Source organism: Bacillus sp. RIT 809, from assembly GCF_016892495.1.
Classification (GTDB): domain Bacteria; phylum Bacillota; class Bacilli; order Bacillales; family Bacillaceae_G; genus Bacillus_A; species Bacillus_A cereus_U.
In genome coordinates this window covers 28,794-45,133 of sequence record NZ_JAFEMR010000016.1, presented here as the reverse complement: position 1 = coordinate 45,133, position 16,340 = coordinate 28,794, and the positions used below count along the sequence as shown (strand labels likewise).

Sequence of the window (16,340 nt, the reverse complement as noted above, 5' to 3'; positions counted from 1 at the left end):
GGGATTCTGTTATGAAGAAAGAAGAGATAATGGCGAGTAGGATTACGGAGCAACTTGGGGGAGTAAAAAATGTTCGTGGCATTGCTCATTGTATGACGAGGTTACGATTAACGCTTCATGATGAAAGTAAAGTGAACATGGACCTTTTGAAAAAGGTTGAAGGTGTTATGGGGGTCATTGAAGATGAAACACTTCAAGTTGTCGTTGGTCCAGGAACGGTAAATAAAGTAGCAGCTGAAATGGAAGTTTTAACAGGACTCAGAATTGGTGAAGTGGCAGATCATCACCTTGAAGATCTCGGCCAAGAGATAAAGTCAGGGATAAAGAAGAAAAATAATACACCAGTGAAAAACTTTTTAAGAAAAATAGGAAGTATTTTCATTCCGTTAATACCTGGTCTTGTTGCATCAGGAATTATAAACGGGGTTGCTAACTTTGCGAAAAATGCAGGTGCTGACCCTAATGCAACATGGCTACAAATGTTACTTTTAATTGGCGGCGGTATCTTTACATTCTTAGGCATTTTAGTCGGCTGGAATACAGCGAAAGAATTTGGCGGGACACCAGTTCTTGGGGCAATTGCAGGTATTTTAATTTTCAACCCAGCGATGGCGAATGTAAAACTATTCGGTGAAGCGCTCGTACCCGGACGGGGCGGATTATTTGCAGTTATTTTTGCAGCATGGCTTATGGTTGTAGTTGAAAGACAAGTTCGAAAAGCAGTGCCAAATGCAGTTGATATTATCTTGACACCACTCATTACTGTATTAGTGGTAAGTATAGTAACGATGTTAGCAATTCAGCCAGTTGCAGGTTTCTTATCTGAAGGAATTACAAGCGGAATTAATGCTATCTTAAATATTGGCGGAGCATTTGCGGGAGCTGTGCTTGCCGGAACATTTTTACCTCTCGTTATGGTCGGATTGCATCACGGTTTAACACCGATTCATATGGAATTTATTAATCAAACTCACGTAACGCCTTTATTACCAGTACTAGCAATGGCTGGCGCTGGGCAAGTAGGAGCAGCGATTGCGATTTATGTAAAAACAAAAAATAAACGACTTCGTAACGTAATTAAAGGTGCATTGCCAGTTGGATTTTTAGGAATTGGTGAGCCATTATTATACGGGGTTACATTACCACTTGGGAAACCGTTTCTTACTGCTTGTTTAGGTGCAGCAGTTGGTGGTGCATTCCAAGCAGTTATGCACACAGCTGCACTCGGAATTGGCGTATCAGGATTATCTTTAATCCCATTAATTGCTGATAATAAATATTTATTATATTTCCTTGGATTAGTAGTTGCATATACTTTCGGATTCATCTTTACGTACTTCTTCGGCTTTAAAGAAGAAATGGCAGAAAATATATAGAAAAAGAGAAAGGGATTTCCTTTCTCTTTTTCTATTAATAGAGAGGGAGATTTATATGATAGGAGTTTCAATTTATCTTTCAAAAGAGAGAGTAGAGAAACAAGAAGCATGGTTGAAAATAGCGAAAGAAAACGGATTTTCATCTATTTTTACATCTCTTCACATTCCAGAAGATGATCCGAATACGTATAAAGAGTTAATTCAAATACTTGGGAAACAAGCTCTCGAAAATGAAATGGAATTAATGGTCGATGTCTCTCCAAAGTCGTTACATCATTTAGGAATAACGTATGAAAATGTGGAAGAATTATTGGAGTGGGGCATTACGGGTTTACGAATGGATTACGGCATTGCACCGAAAGAAATTGCGAGTGTATCTCATAAGATGAAAATAGCGTTAAACGCGAGTACGATTACAGAATCATTTTGGAAAGAGTTACTTGCGGGAAATATACGAGTAGATCGTGTAGAAGCATGGCATAATTTTTACCCACGTCCAGAAACAGGACTAGCAAAGTCATTTTTACAAAAACAAAATAAGTATTTACATGATTGCGGAATAAAAACGATGGCATTTATTCCGGGAGATGGTGAAAAACGAGGTCCTTTATATGAAGGTTTACCAACGTTAGAAAAGCACCGCTATATGCGTCCGCTTGAAGCGTATTTAGAACTTGTTCAAGAGTGTGACGTCGATAAAGTGCTAATTGGAGACATAAGCGCGAGTCTAGAAAGTGTACAAGAAATCGCGATGGCGAGTAATGGGATTATTCCGCTGCGATATGAACCATTTACAAATGAAATGGAAGTATTGAAAGTGGTAGAGAAAGTGCATACGAATCGGCTTGATCCAGCTCGTGATGCCATTCGTTCTGTAGAATCGCGCGAAGAAAATAAAGTTGTATTACAACCGATGAATACAATTCCAAGAAAAAGAGGCAGTATTACAATTGATAATGAATTGTACGGTAGATATGCTGGCGAAATGCAAATTGTTATAAATGATTTGCCTGAAGATAGGAAAGTAAATGTTGTTGGAATGGTGATGGAAGAAGATAGTTCTTTATTGTCTTATATAGGTGCTGGGAAAAATTTTCAACTTATTCTAAGTAATAGAGCGAAAGCTTGAATTAGCACTATTTTGTAAAAAACATTATCCGTTAAGAGGATAATGTTTTTTGTTTTCTTTCAAAAAAGTATTTGACGAATGAAAAGAAATACCGTATTGTTTTGTCTTGTGAATAAATCTTCACCATAACAAAACAAGTGAGGAGAGTTCAGAATGAATCAATATATTGGTAATGTAATTATTCGTATCGTGTTAGGAGTTACGTTTTTTGCACACGGTTTAGCAAAGTTTCAATCAGGTATCGATAACGTAGCAGGATGGTTTACAAGCATCGGCTTACCAGGTGGTCTTGCATACGGCGTAGCAACAGTTGAATTAGTAGGTGGTATATTATTAATCATCGGTTTAGGTGTACGATATGTAGGATTGTTATTCGCTTTTATTTTAGCTGGAGCTATCGTAAAGGTAAATGGAGCAGCAGGCTTATTAGGAGATGGAAAGAATCCGGGATATGAATTAGATCTTGCATTATTGTCAATGGGTGCGTATTTATTCGTTGTAAAAGCAGAAGGATATGTAGATCGTTTTTTAAAAGAGAAAGTAATGAAAACGAAGTAAATCTCATTTTTTAAGTGTTGACTTGACGACTTAGTGTAACTATAATGATTACACTAAGTCGATTAGTAATAAAATGATTCGTATATTTTTTTATTCTAGTTGTAACTAAAATAGTTACAACTAGAATAAAGCTTAAAGAATAAAGGAATATAAAAGAGTAAATAAAAAGTGGAGGAAATAACATGTCAAAATTACATTTAGAGGTTTTTACAGGATCTGAGCAAGCATTTCAAGTTACATCCACAATTGTATACGGAGAAAAAGATGCAATTCTTATCGATGCACAATTTTTATTAAGTGATGCACATCGTTTAGCAGCTCAAATTATTGAAACAGGAAAGAATTTAGCTCATATTTATGTAACTCATTTCCATCCAGATCATTATTTTGGATTAAATGTATTACATGAAGCATTTCCAAAAGCGAAAATTGTAGCGTTGCGAAATACAGTAGAAGATATTCGCAATACGTTTGAAAAGAAAGTGGAACAATGGAAACCATCTATTGGGCATAATGTTCCTCATCAACCAATTGTTCCAGATGAATTAACAGAAGAGAAATTGATTTTAGAGGGAAATGACTTAATCATTAAAGGTGGTCTACAAGGTGATACACCTAATAATAGTTACGTATGGATTCCGTCATTAAAAGCAGTAGTTACAGGAGATATCGTGTATAACAATACTTTCGCATGGACGTTAGAAACAGATGCTGAAGCTCGTCATAAATGGTTAGAAACATTAAGTGAACTTGAAAATCTTCACCCTGAAATTGTTGTAGCGGGTCATCGTGATTATGACGTACCAAATACAGCAGATGCGATTAAGCATACTCGTAAATATTTAGTAGCATTTGATGAAGTTCTTGCAGGAAATCCTTCAAGTGAAGAAATTCAAACGGCAATAAAGGAACGATTCCCGCACGTTAAAGCGTTAGAAATTGGACTTGTTTTAGCGGCAAACGCATTTGGGGTGAAAAAATAATGGTACAAAAAACAAATTTAGAAATTGTTCGAAGCACATATGAAGGACCATCTTCTTCAAATGCAAAACATTTAGCGGAAGCCCTCTCTGAAAAAGTGGAGTGGACAGAGGCAGAAGGTTTCCCATACGGCGGAACGTATATAGGTACAGAAGCTATAATGGAAAATGTATTTAGTCGTTTAGGATCAGAATGGGATAATTATAAAGCGAGTGTAAATACGTACCATGAAGTAAACGGAAAAGATGTAATCATTGCTGAAGGTATGTATTCTGGAGTTTATAAAGAAACGGGAAAATCATTTGAAGCAGAATTCGTTCATATATGGCAGCTTGAAAATAGAAAAATCGTAAAATTCAATCAATATGTGGATAGTTATATTGTGCGAGCAGCGATGAAGGTTTAAAATAAAATAAGGAAACAAATGGAATCGGCTGTGCGCAGGCGATTCCATTTGTTTATGTGATTATTAGGGGAATGGGGAATACATAATATGAAAAAATGGATTATAGGGACAATTACAATGATTGTAATTGCGATAGGAGCTGTATTCGGTGTTACTAAACTGCTTAATTATATAGAAGAAGAGGAGAAGAGTCTTAAAGCACAAAATGTAATGGGGCAACAAGGGAAGAAAGCAAAGGAAGAGAAGCAACAAGCTAGTGAAGATGAAATTATTTCTACAATGCATAGGATGGTACATCAAAAAGTGAAATCCTCTGAAAAATGGGGATTTATTGAAATGACAAATAAGGAAATTCGTAGTGCGAAGAACGCAGTAGAAAGCAGTACGAATTTTAAACATAAATCAAAGCTACTTTCTACTTTGGAGCGTTGGGAGAAAGGAGACTTTTCACAAACGGTTGAGGAGCATAACTTTTTGTGGGAAATTCAAGGTGGTGATACCGGAAAGGCAACAGAACGCTTATCGCCAGAAGAAGAAAAACAGTATGTGAAAGAAATGAAAGGGAAATAAAAACATCGCCACTCTGGTGGCGATGTTTTTTCATTAAGAATGCTTTCGCACTAAAGTTCTAGTTGGCTGAGAAGCAGCGGTTTTAAAATGAGAAAATAAATAACATCCTGTCACGACGATAATTGTCCCGGAAATTTGAATCCATGTTAGTTCTTCTCCAAGGAAAATAAATGCTAAAATAGCTGTGAAAATTGGATTGAAATTTAGAAAAATACCTGATGTAGTAGCTCCTAATTTCTGTACACCAATGTTCCAAAATACCATACAAAGGACCGTTGAAACGAGTCCTGTATATAAAAGTGATGTTATGAAGGAAGAATTAATATTGGAAACAGTGAAGTTGCCTATGTTAAATGGAAGCAATAAAATGACGCCGAAAATACCAGAATATAACGTCGCCATTAGCGGTGTAACTGTTTTTGTCGCCCATTTACTGCAAACAGAGTAAATACCCCAAATACATACTGCCGCCATCATCCATAAATCTCCGCTATTAAAATGTAGTGAAAATAAAAGTGCGAAATTTCCTTTTAAAAGGACGAGCATAACCCCGAAAAATGAAAGAATCATAGAAAGAATTTGAAGTGTATTTACTTTTTCTTTTAGAAATAGCACAGAAAATAATGCAATCGAAATAGCGTTCAATGTAGAAATAAGACCTACATTCGTTGCGGATGTTTTTTCTAGTGCTAAGAATTGAAAAATGTTAAAAAGAACGACTCCTGAAATTCCCATAAGTATTAACGGGAGTATTGCAGAGCGTGGTGGAATGATTTTCTTCTCTTTAAACCATACCATTGGTAATAAACAAATGATCGCAATTAGCCATCTTAAACTTGTCAGTGTCATCGGAGATGCATGATCGACGAGTGATTTCCCAACGACGAAATTTCCTCCCCATAATAAGCTTGTTAATAATAGTAAAAAGACATAAAAATAAGGCATGCTAAAAACCCCTTTGTTGAAATAAGAATGAACTGTAAATAATTTTAGCATTTTTCTTTATTGTCTAATATATTCTTTTGTATAATGGTAAAAATACGATAAAATATTTCGTTAGAAATCTCATTTACAGAAAAATATTCAGTTTTATATAAACTATGAGATGTTTCTTCGAATAATCATCGGTAAGAAAAAAGGAGGAATTTTGATGGAGTCATCTGTTATTAAAGTGCTTGATGATTTGGATGTGAAAATTTTAGATATATTGCAGAAAGAGTCACAAGTAAGTAATGCAGAGTTAGCACGCCGTGTTAATTTATCACCAGCTGCTATGCATGCAAGAATAAAAAGATTAGACGGGGAAGGATTCATTGATAAGCAAGTAGCAATTTTAAATCAAGAAAAGCTTGGATTTGATTTATTATGTTTCATTTTTATGAGCACGAATATTCATCAGTCGGAAAAACTTGAAGTGTTAGAACGAGAATTAGAATCTATGCCTGAAGTGTTAGAATGTCACTGTTTAACAGGCGAATATGATTATTTATTAAAAGTTGCGAATCGTGATCGTAAGGAGTTAGAGCAGTTTATTAGAAAGTTAAATAAGCTAGGCATTACACGTATACAAACGAGTTTAGCACTTCGTGAAATTAAATATTCTACGGTATTGCCGATACGGAATGAGGAACCGAGCATCGATTAAGTTGCTTGGTTTTTTGTTTATATAAAATTCAGAAAAGTGATTGACGGAGAGAAAAGAGAGATGTATTATTATATGAAATTATGAATTAAAATTCATCTAATGTTATAAATATTAACACTGGGGGCAAGGGGATATAATATGAAAATCTTTAATGCGGTTACAAGTGATGTGAAAGAAATTTATAATCTCATTGAAATGTATGCAAAAGAAGGAGTTGTTTTGCCGCGTGCTCTTTTGTCTCTCTATCAATATTTACAATGTTTATATGTTATGAAAGAAGGAGAGGAAGTCGTTGAAGTTGCTGGTTTACATGTGTTAGGAGAGGATCTTGCAGAAGTACGATCGTTAGTAGTTTCGCATACATATGCAGGAAAAGGGATAGGGCGTAAGTTAGTGAATCATGTAATGAATGAGGCGGCAAAGATAAAAGTGAACAGGGTAATTTCTTTAACATATGAAACGGAATTTTTTCAAAAGTGCGGGTTTGATTTTGTGAATAGAGAAGCATTACCAGAAAAAGTGTGGATTGATTGTAGACATTGTCCAAAAGTTGATTATTGTGATGAGGTGGCGATGATACGGTATGTTGGGTGAAATTTTTAGAGAGAAAAAAGGCCCACTATTATTTAAGAAATAGTGGGTATCTATATTTTAGTCAGAAATGAGATGTTGTTAAGAATTTGAATTCGTTTGTCTTACTGTAAAATTATAAAGCGGATCTCTAAGCTCAAAGTTATACGTAGAACCATCGACAAGTCCTACAACTTTATCGTTATCATAAAGGTCAAGCATAAATTGTGCCATTTGTTTTGCAGTATGAAATTTCGGTACAACACCATCATATTGGAACTCATCAATATTAAATGAACGTTTCGCAAATTCTGTTTCAGTTGCAGCAGGAGCTAAAACTTTTGCTTGTAGTTTTGCACCTTGTTCTTTCATTTCGTGAGATAGTCCTTCTGTAAATGCACTTACATAAAATTTCGTAGCACAGTACGTAACAGCATTAGCCACAATCGTGTATCCACCGCCCGATGAAACGTTAATAAGCTGTGTTCCATCAACCATTGAATAATCTCGAACGAAAAGAGAAGAGAGTATTGTTAGTGCTTCTATATTTACATGCAACATCGTCTCTATTTTATTTAAATTTTGTTCAGCAATTGAGGCGAAATTACCAAAACCTGCGTTGTTAATCCACGTTTCAATTTGAAAACTTTGTAGACTTTCATAAAATTTATAAACTTCTTCAGTGACGGATAAATCAGTTCTTCGAATGACAACATCCAACTCTGGATGCATTTCGTTAATTTTTAATTTTAATCCGTCTAATTCTTCTTGTCTTCGAGCTACAAGTACTAAATTTTTTCCGCGAGATGCAAAGGCTAAAGCTGATTCATAGCCAATTCCGGAACTTGCACCAGTAATAACAGTATATTTCATATAAAATCCCCCTAAGTTCAAATTAATTTAGTATGGTTAGATTCTATTTGTTAGAGTATACTCTAAGTCAAATGTTTTTTATAAAGCAGTTAAATATATGATGATAAATGGCATGTGGAGGGAGTATGAGTATGTACACAATTAGCCAGGTAGCTAAATTATTAGGAGTGAGCACACATACATTACGTTATTATGAAAAAGAGAACATATTAATTGCAAATCGCGATATAAATGGAAATCGACTGTATGAAGAATCGCATATAAAGTGGTTGCAGTTTGTAATGAAATTAAAACAAACGCAAATGCCGATAGCGAAAATAAGAGAATACGCTAGATTATATACAGAAGGGGAACATACAACCGAAGCTCGTTTACAACTTTTAGAAAATCATAAAAAATCTATTCAAACTCAAAGAGAAAACTTAGTAATTACAGAGAAGATGCTTGAAAATAAAATTATTGCATACAAAGACTCGTTGGAAAGTAAATAGCGTACAAAATATTTCGTTCTTTGTTGCATGTTGAAAAGGGAGTACAGGTCTTTGTTTTGGAATTTATCTATGAGTATTTTATTATAATGTGCCGATAAATTAAAAAAAGAGCAGTTAGCTAAAAGCAACTGCTCGATTCAAGGGATCTCCAAGGGGGGAATGGAGAAAATATTTTGTTACTACCATTATTGACAGATTATTAAGAAATATACACGTGGATTTAAGAAATCTAAAATATTTTTTGGTTAAGAGAATCCGGGTGTTGACACTTTATCAATTGGTCATGTAGAATATTTATGAATGACATTCAGTCATTTTTTTATGTGAAAGGGTGTAGATAAGCAACTTGTATATGTAGTTAGCTTAATGACGGAACAAATATAAGGATAAATGAGGATGATATTGGCTTTTTAAATAGTAGTTAGCGTGAGATTATATTTTTTTAATCAAAAATGACTGACGGTCAGTCAGTGTATAATAGAAGGTGAGAGATATGAAAAATAAAGCTTGGTTATATGTCATATTAACATGTATTTTTGAAGTCTTTTGGGTGTTTGGTTTTAATACAGCTCATACTTGGTGGCATTGGTTCATTATTGTAGGAGTTATCGCTGTTGATTTTCACTTCCTTTCTAAAGCGTGTGAACATCTTGCGACAGGGACAGTATATGCGGTGTTTGCTGGGGCTGGTACTGTAGGAACTTTCTTAATGGATGTTTTTCTTTTCGGTGGAAGTTTTAGTTTAGGAAAATTATTCTTCATTGTGATGGTTGTAGCAGGCGTTATCGGTTTAAAATTGGCTGATAATAAAGCAGAGACTGTGGAAGAAACTATGGAAGGAGCTGCTTAAAAATGGGTTGGTTTTTCGTATTTTGTGCTGCAATTAGTGAAATAGTCGGTGTGATAGGCCTTAAGATGTATAGTAAAGATAAGACGTTAGCAAATGGAGCGATTTATATAGGTGGATTTGCAACTTCCTTCGCATTTTTATACACATCTTTCTTGTTCTTACAAGTAAGTGTGGCTTATGCGGTTTGGATTGGCATTGGAACAGCAGGCGCAGTTTTATTAAATATGTTTCTGTTTGGTGAATCGAAAAGTAAGGCACGTTTGATTAGTGTAGCTCTTATCGTATGTGGAGTTACGGGATTAAAGGCTCTTTCATAAGAAATTGATATGAAAGTTGAATCTCCTAACGATTTGTTGGGAGATTTTTATTATGAAAAGTGCACTATAATTGACAGTACAGCTAGTTATTTTATAAAATGAGTGACAGTCATTCAATACGCGTGTGAAAGGGTTTAGATGATGAATAAAAAAGAGAAAATTGTCTATGCAGCTATTGAAGTGTTTCAGGAAAAGGGCGTTGAAAAAACGAAGATTTCTGATATCGTAAAATTGGCTGGCATTGCACAAGGAACTTTCTATTTATATTTTCCTTCTAAGTTATCTGTTATGCCTGCAATAGCAGAAGTGATGGTTGAGAAGATGATACTTGCAGTGAAAGAAAAAGTACAGAACGATGCACCTTTTTCAAGTAAAGTTGCGCAAGTAATAGATGCAGTGTTTAACTTTATAGCTGAATATCGTGAAATACAAGCATTAATGTATGCGGGCCTTGCATCTACTGAACATATAAAAGAATGGGAAGCTGTATATGAGCCTCTTTATATGTGGCTAAGTGAATTTTTAAGTGAAGCAAAAGAAGCTGGTGAAATTCGTGATTCGGTTCATGCAGAGAGAACAGCGAAGTTATTTATTGCTCTTGTTGAATCAGCAGCGGAACAAGTTTATTTATATGATCATAAAGATGATGAGCAAGTCGAGCTACAAAAGGCAGAAGTACTAGATTTTTTAACACATGCACTACATATAAAGTGAAACTTTAATCAGTGGGAGGGTTCATCCCCACTGATTATTAGTTGAACCAATCGGGCATTTAAGGGCAGTTATCTCCCACCTAACTTCCTCGCATTCGCTGAATTTTGAGGTGGGAGTCTTACTGCCCGTTAATGCGGGATAAAGAAATAGTAAGGTGAACCTGTCTGAAAAGGTAGGTTCATTTCTGCGGGAAACTGAATGATAGTCATTCACCCTGTATTTATGTATGTGTGGAAGGATAGAGTGAAATTCTAATGAGTAGGGGCATCTTCACTCATTATTAGCCCACAAATAGCAGGATAAAGAAAAAGTTTCTTGGGCATTATTTTTGAGAGGAACTTACGGGAAGAGGTGTTAAAAATTGAAGAAACCGATAAAAGAACAAAAGATGGTATTGATCATTCTTTTGAGTAATATATTTATCGCTTTTTTAGGGATTGGATTAATCATTCCGGTTATGCCATCCTTTATGAATGATATGAATTTAACAGGAAAGACGATGGGCTATCTCGTTGCAGTATTTGCAATGGCTCAGCTTATTACTTCACCTATTACGGGTCGTTGGGTCGATCTTTACGGTAGGAAGAAAATGATAATCATTGGATTATTTATTTTTGGTGTTTCAGAGCTTCTTTTTGGATTAGGAAAAGATGTGTGGATGCTTTATGCAGCGAGGGTGTTAGGCGGGATTAGTGCTGCGTTTATTATGCCGGGTGTTACGGCATATGTTGCTGATATTACCTCTATTCAGGAACGTCCAAAAGCGATGGGATATCTTTCAGCAGCTATTAGTACCGGATTTATTATAGGACCTGGAATTGGTGGGTTTATTGCAGAATATGGTATACGTGTACCTTTCTTTGTGGCAGCAGTGATTGCTTTTGTCGCATGCGTGATTTCTATATTTATTTTGAAAGAGCCGTTAACGAAAGAAGAACTTGCAGAGATTTCTGCTAATACGAAAGAATCAAGTTTTATCGGGGATTTAAAGAAATCTTTAAATCCAATGTATGCAATCGCATTTATTATTGTATTTGTACTCGCATTTGGATTATCAGCATATGAAACTGTGTTTAGCCTGTTCTCTGATCATAAATTTGGCTTCACACCGAAAGATATTGCTGCAATTATTACGATTAGCTCAATCTTTGGGGTAGTTGTGCAAGTATTTATGTTTGGAAAATTGGTAGACATGTTCGGTGAGAAAGTATTAATTCAAATATGTTTAGTTGTAGGAGCAGTGTTAGCATTCGTTTCAACTGTAGTCTTTAATTATTGGAGTGTACTTCTCGTTACTTGTTTTATTTTCCTAGCATTTGATTTACTTCGTCCAGCTTTAACGACATTTTTATCAAAAGCAGCTGGAAAAGAGCAAGGATTCGTTGCTGGTATGAATTCAACGTATACGAGTTTAGGAAATATCGCAGGACCTGCTATGGGCGGAATATTATTTGATATAAATATTCATTATCCATATGCATTTTCAGGTGTTGTTTTAATCGTTGGTCTCGGCATTACATTTATGTGGAGAGAGAAGCAGCTGGCTGAAAGTTTTGCGAAGTAATTTAGTGAGTAAATTAAAACCCCTTACCGTTGTAAGGGGTTTTTGTTTTATCCCGCTATTTGCGGGCTAATAATCATTGGGGGATGGACAAAACCCCCAATGATTATAGTTTCACTTTACAAACTTAATCCAAATCGCTTTAATTCAATAAATATCCCCTCTAATTGCTTTCCTTTATCCGTTAAGGTGTACTCTACACGAGGCGGAACTTCTGGATATACTTTTCTCGTTATAATCCCTTGTGCTTCTAATTCTTTTAGTCGAAGCGATAATGTTTTCGGACTAATCCCATCCATTGATTTTTGTAAATCACTAAATCGTAACGTTCCTTCGATAAGAAGGTCTCGAATAATTAAAAATGTCCATTTTGTACTAATTACGTCAAGCGTTTTAGCGATAGGACATGGGATGCCAGGTAAACCTTTCGTTAATACAACCGGATCTATATTGTTCATGGAACTAGCCTCCATAAAAATTTTTTGAATGAATTTGCTTTATCGTATCACAAAACTATCTTTTCGGTAACTATATGAAAAAAATATCACTACTTCCATAAAGAAAGTTAGTGTATATACAATAGCAATAGGAAATACAAAGGGTTTGTATGAGGAGGAGGTGATTTCCATGGTTATAAAAAAGTTGTTTGCGTTCCTTAGTTTTTTTGTCATTTGTATTGTGCTTGCAGCGTGCAGTGGGGAGCAAAAAACTGAAATTCAGTTTTTAAAAGAAATGCCGAAGCCAAAAGCAATGACAATGGATTCTTCATTAAGTAAAAAGGAGGCGACAGAAATTGTTCATGCAGCTCAGCGTTTTTACGCATTTTGGGATACAGGTAAGGAGGAACTTATTCCGCAGACTGTTACTGAAAAATTCTTCGATAATACATTGCCGAAAGGCCGTCCACAAGGCATTGAAGGATTAAAGTTTGCAGCACAAAATTTTCGTAAAGTCGTTCCAAATATACATTGTGAGATTGAAGATTTATTAGTCGTTGGTGATAAAGTAACAGCTCGTCTTTCTTTTGCAGGAACTCATAATGGTAAAAACATTCGTTTTTTTGCAATTGATATTTTACACGTGAAAGACGGAAAGATAACGGAAGATTGGCATTTAGAAGATAATCTTACGCTGAAGCAGCAACTGGGCTTAATAGCTGAAGAGTAGATCATATAAGGGAGAGAAAAGCGATGGGAAATATATTGATTATAAATGGACATGAAAAATACGGTTCAAAGGAAGGACGATTAAATAAAACGTTAGTTGATTATATGGTAACTGTATTAAGCAAAAATCATCATGTGAAAACAACAACGATTCAAGATGGATATAGTATTAAAGAAGAACAAGAGAAGTTTTTATGGGCCGATGTTGTGGTTTATCAAACACCAATTTATTGGTTTAGTGTCCCGGGATTATTTAAAACGTATATGGATGAAATATATGAATACGGCTTGTTCTTTAAAGGTGCAGATGAATACGGAACAGGTGGTTTATTAAAAGAGAAGCAGTATATGTTTTCCACAACTTGGAATGCACCTGAAAAAGCATTTGGAGATAAGACGAAGTTCTTTGAAGGAGAAAGTTTAGAATCAACGCTTAGTCATTTACATCGTGTGCAGAAGTTTCTCGGTATGAGTCCATTAAAGAGTTTTGCTTGTTGTGATGTGGTGAAGAATCCGGATATAGAGCAATACTTATTAAACTTGAAAAAGCATTTGGATGAAGTAATTAAATAATAGTTTGCATCTTTGTGTGCAAGAAGGTTCCTCTTTAAAAATGTAAAAGAAGGTATTACTAAGGATGTAATACCTTCTTTTACATTCGTGAAAATTGCTTAATTCTTATTGGTTTAAAGTCTTCATAAGCGGAATCTAGTATTTTATCCCACATACCCCACTGATTATAGTTTCACTTTATGAAATACGTTGAAAATCTTTACTCATACAGGACTGTTTTAGTTTTTTTGATTTAATCAAATATTTAATATCAGAGATGTTATCATATGAAAGCTGAATATGATAATAGTTTATATACTCAAATAATGCAAAAACATAAACAAATAGTGCGAATGATAGCCCGATTAAAGGTAATTGAGGATACCAAATTACAAAATCAATAGTAAACATAATAAGTCCTGTGATAATCAATCCGATATTTATCTTTTTTAGCATTTTTAAATATTGAATAATCACAATAGGTGTAACAGATGTTTTCTCTTTTTTTAGTCGTTTCCACTTTACGTACCAGTAAACAGTTCCTTGTAGTAAGAGAAACTCTAAAAGAAGAAATGAGATCCAAAAAGAGTATAGGGAATATAAATATAATGTAGGATAAGCATAATTAATTAAGTAACTTGTAAAAATAAAAGTAATGACTGAAAATAACTCACCTGTGTATAGATAGGAAAGCCTTTTTTCTAGGTTGCTTTTCATGGTTTTTCTCCTTTTATAAAAAACTACACATTTTAATACGGGGATGGCTGTATCCATAACTTCGCAAAATTCGCCCAACCGAATGAATCTATTGTTACATTTTTTAGAGAAGAGGGATATGTTTTTCTTTTTAAAACGTGATAGTTAAATAAAATGATGTGTTCTGCTTGTAAAAAATCTTCGATTTCATACATGAGCTCATAGCGCTTGTCTTTATTTTCTTCTAATAAAAAGGTATCTAGCAAACAATTGATTTGTTTTTCATAGTGCGGGTCCATGAACCGATTTACGAAGCAACTTTTATTTTTAAATACATTTAAGAATGCAATTTCATGCTCGGCGGCAAACACTTCTCCCATTAAAATGATATCGGCATGTTTATCAATAGAACAGTCCATATAATCTGAAACAAGAAATGGATGAAGCTCTACTTGTATGCCTAAACGGTCGCAACGTTTCTTTAGGAAGACTGTGTCATTTGCACTATCTTTAAACGCGAAGAAGTAAATATGTATCGTTTCACCTTTGTATGTGCTCTTCTTCAAATATTCTTTCGCCTTTTCTAATGAATAGGGTCTTCCCTGAGCTTGGCGACTTCTTTCAGGAAAGAAGCTTGATGCAGTGATTGTTCGATTTCCTTCTAAATCACGGAGGATCGTTTCAACGTCATATATTTCTCTCCAAGCTTTACGAAAGTAAATGTCGTGGTGGGGACCAGGTTTTGTAAAGTTGAAGCTAGCATAAATACAGCCTATTTCTTCTATTTGTATGTCATGTCTTTCATTTTCATTCTCATTTGGTAATTCATAATCAGAATGTATTTTCACATGATCTGGAATACGCCAAAACTCAATACGATCTAGTAGAGCTCGCTCTTTAAAATAATGGGTGAAAGCTTCAAGTACGATATTGTCTTCAGAGTAATGAGCAAGTTTAAAAGGTCCAGTACCTATATAGTGATGATTTTGGATTACCGTATCATAGGGCAAAATTGCGAGTTGTATTGAACTTACATAATGTAAGAAAAACAAATTCGGTTTTGCTAAATGGAACCGTACTTGCAGTGGTGACGGTGTTTCAATTTGGACAATTTCCTGTGTTAACCATGCGTAAGGAGATTGAGCTTGCTGCAATCTTTCAAATGAAAATTGAACATCTTTAGAAGTTAAAAGAGTTTCATTATGAAAATGTATATCTTTTCGTAAATAAAACGTCCACGCAAGTTGATCCTGACTTAATTCCCACGTATGAGCAATGTGCGGTTCCATTTTTTCTGTAATATCGTTATAAATGACTAATGTATCAAAAATTTGGCTAATAAGATGACCCTCTGTTGTTACAGCCACAAAAGCGGGATCTAATGGTAATATCTTTCTTGATATAGGGATCTTTAATATGTCGTACATATCATTTGAAGGTTCGTATCCAAAATGATGATGTAGTTTATTTTCTATCTTTTTTTGAAGTGCAAGAGGAAGGGGTTCTTTTAAAAGAAGAAAGATATCTTTTAATTTTTCTTGCGCTAACAGTTCATCTGTATAGCATTCAATTGATTCTACTAAACTATGTACAAATATAATTTCAGTTTTATTCCCGCGGCCTCGCCCTGGAGTCCAGTAAATTAGTTGTTCTTCGCTCATTTTCTTTAATAAAATCTTCACGTTTTTCGTACTGCAATATAAAACATCCGCTAATTCTTGTAAGCTATTTCGCATATGTTGTTGGTCTTGTGCATGTAATCTTAGTCTAATGTAATAGTCCATAATCTTCATACGTATACACTTCCTTCTATATAAAAGGGGAAACTCTTTAGAATATTCTAACCTTTTTCTTCCTCTTTTTCAAAGTAAAATGAATAAGCATA

The 16,340-nt window shown here is 34.7% G+C and carries 20 protein-coding genes; 15 read left to right on the top strand and 5 right to left on the bottom strand.

Annotated features, from left to right (window positions below):
• The first annotated feature begins 11 nt into the window (after positions 1-11).
• From JTF23_RS17725 to JTF23_RS17700, 6 genes are all read left to right on the top strand, one after another.
• Positions 12-1,376 carry a PTS transporter subunit EIIC gene (locus JTF23_RS17725; RefSeq protein WP_204209306.1) on the top strand — a complete coding sequence of 455 codons (1,365 nt, stop codon included), beginning with the start codon at positions 12-14 and terminating at the stop codon, positions 1,374-1,376.
• 55 nt (positions 1,377-1,431) lie between these two features.
• Complete coding sequence (locus JTF23_RS17720; protein ID WP_204209305.1) at positions 1,432-2,505, top strand: DUF871 domain-containing protein; 1,074 nt, start codon at positions 1,432-1,434, stop codon at positions 2,503-2,505.
• Between the two features lie 153 nt (positions 2,506-2,658).
• On the top strand, positions 2,659-3,063 hold the full coding sequence (locus tag JTF23_RS17715) for a DoxX family protein (RefSeq protein WP_078174027.1): 405 nt from the start codon (positions 2,659-2,661) through the stop codon (positions 3,061-3,063).
• A 182-nt stretch (positions 3,064-3,245) separates the two neighbouring features.
• Positions 3,246-4,046 carry an MBL fold metallo-hydrolase gene (locus JTF23_RS17710; protein WP_204209304.1) on the top strand — a complete coding sequence of 267 codons (801 nt, stop codon included), beginning with the start codon at positions 3,246-3,248 and terminating at the stop codon, positions 4,044-4,046.
• A complete protein-coding gene (locus JTF23_RS17705; RefSeq protein ID WP_204209303.1) occupies positions 4,046-4,450 on the top strand; it encodes a nuclear transport factor 2 family protein in 405 nt (134 codons plus the stop codon). The genes JTF23_RS17710 and JTF23_RS17705 overlap by 1 nt, the downstream gene beginning before the upstream one ends.
• A gap of 87 nt (positions 4,451-4,537) precedes the next feature.
• On the top strand, positions 4,538-5,020 hold the full coding sequence (locus JTF23_RS17700) for a PRK06770 family protein (RefSeq protein WP_002159153.1): 483 nt from the start codon (positions 4,538-4,540) through the stop codon (positions 5,018-5,020).
• Positions 5,021-5,053: 33 nt separating this feature from the next.
• Here the strand turns inward: JTF23_RS17700 and JTF23_RS17695 are convergent, their stop codons facing one another.
• Positions 5,054-5,965, bottom strand: a complete 912-nt coding sequence (locus JTF23_RS17695; protein ID WP_204209302.1) for a DMT family transporter — start codon at positions 5,963-5,965, stop codon at positions 5,054-5,056.
• 205 nt (positions 5,966-6,170) lie between these two features.
• Here JTF23_RS17695 and JTF23_RS17690 point away from each other — a divergent pair, with 205 nt between their 5' ends.
• The gene (locus JTF23_RS17690; protein WP_016103820.1) at positions 6,171-6,665 is read left to right on the top strand and encodes an Lrp/AsnC family transcriptional regulator; all 495 of its coding nucleotides are present in this window, start codon (positions 6,171-6,173) and stop codon (positions 6,663-6,665) included.
• Positions 6,666-6,803: 138 nt separating this feature from the next.
• Positions 6,804-7,259 (top strand): N-acetyltransferase, encoded by a 456-nt coding sequence (locus JTF23_RS17685; RefSeq protein WP_078174024.1) that lies wholly within the window; start codon positions 6,804-6,806, stop codon positions 7,257-7,259.
• A 78-nt stretch (positions 7,260-7,337) separates the two neighbouring features.
• Here the strand turns inward: JTF23_RS17685 and JTF23_RS17680 are convergent, their stop codons facing one another.
• Positions 7,338-8,108: an SDR family NAD(P)-dependent oxidoreductase gene (locus JTF23_RS17680; protein ID WP_078174023.1), complete on the bottom strand. Its 771-nt coding sequence runs from the start codon at positions 8,106-8,108 to the stop codon at positions 7,338-7,340.
• A 131-nt stretch (positions 8,109-8,239) separates the two neighbouring features.
• Here JTF23_RS17680 and JTF23_RS17675 point away from each other — a divergent pair, with 131 nt between their 5' ends.
• From JTF23_RS17675 to JTF23_RS17655, 5 genes are all read left to right on the top strand, one after another.
• On the top strand, positions 8,240-8,599 hold the full coding sequence (locus tag JTF23_RS17675) for a MerR family transcriptional regulator (protein WP_002159148.1): 360 nt from the start codon (positions 8,240-8,242) through the stop codon (positions 8,597-8,599).
• A 493-nt stretch (positions 8,600-9,092) separates the two neighbouring features.
• Positions 9,093-9,449 carry a DMT family transporter gene (locus JTF23_RS17670; RefSeq protein WP_002114907.1) on the top strand — a complete coding sequence of 119 codons (357 nt, stop codon included), beginning with the start codon at positions 9,093-9,095 and terminating at the stop codon, positions 9,447-9,449.
• Positions 9,450-9,451: 2 nt separating this feature from the next.
• Positions 9,452-9,766 (top strand): DMT family transporter, encoded by a 315-nt coding sequence (locus JTF23_RS17665; protein WP_000539672.1) that lies wholly within the window; start codon positions 9,452-9,454, stop codon positions 9,764-9,766.
• 138 nt (positions 9,767-9,904) lie between these two features.
• Entirely contained in the window at positions 9,905-10,480 is a 576-nt protein-coding gene (locus tag JTF23_RS17660) for a TetR/AcrR family transcriptional regulator (RefSeq protein ID WP_002159146.1), read from the top strand.
• A 361-nt stretch (positions 10,481-10,841) separates the two neighbouring features.
• Complete coding sequence (locus JTF23_RS17655; protein ID WP_078174021.1) at positions 10,842-12,044, top strand: MFS transporter; 1,203 nt, start codon at positions 10,842-10,844, stop codon at positions 12,042-12,044.
• Positions 12,045-12,160: 116 nt separating this feature from the next.
• Here the strand turns inward: JTF23_RS17655 and JTF23_RS17650 are convergent, their stop codons facing one another.
• Positions 12,161-12,499 carry a winged helix-turn-helix transcriptional regulator gene (locus JTF23_RS17650; RefSeq protein ID WP_001059473.1) on the bottom strand — a complete coding sequence of 113 codons (339 nt, stop codon included), beginning with the start codon at positions 12,497-12,499 and terminating at the stop codon, positions 12,161-12,163.
• A gap of 169 nt (positions 12,500-12,668) precedes the next feature.
• Here JTF23_RS17650 and JTF23_RS17645 point away from each other — a divergent pair, with 169 nt between their 5' ends.
• Both JTF23_RS17645 and JTF23_RS17640 read left to right on the top strand, forming a co-directional pair.
• Positions 12,669-13,208: an ester cyclase gene (locus JTF23_RS17645; protein ID WP_078174019.1), complete on the top strand. Its 540-nt coding sequence runs from the start codon at positions 12,669-12,671 to the stop codon at positions 13,206-13,208.
• A 23-nt stretch (positions 13,209-13,231) separates the two neighbouring features.
• Entirely contained in the window at positions 13,232-13,780 is a 549-nt protein-coding gene (locus tag JTF23_RS17640; RefSeq protein WP_204209301.1) for an NAD(P)H-dependent oxidoreductase, read from the top strand.
• A gap of 177 nt (positions 13,781-13,957) precedes the next feature.
• Here the strand turns inward: JTF23_RS17640 and JTF23_RS17635 are convergent, their stop codons facing one another.
• The gene (locus JTF23_RS17635; protein ID WP_002114891.1) at positions 13,958-14,476 is read right to left on the bottom strand and encodes a hypothetical protein; all 519 of its coding nucleotides are present in this window, start codon (positions 14,474-14,476) and stop codon (positions 13,958-13,960) included.
• Positions 14,477-14,508: 32 nt separating this feature from the next.
• Positions 14,509-16,248 (bottom strand): SgrR family transcriptional regulator, encoded by a 1,740-nt coding sequence (locus JTF23_RS17630; protein WP_204209300.1) that lies wholly within the window; start codon positions 16,246-16,248, stop codon positions 14,509-14,511.
• Positions 16,249-16,340: the final 92 nt, after the last annotated feature.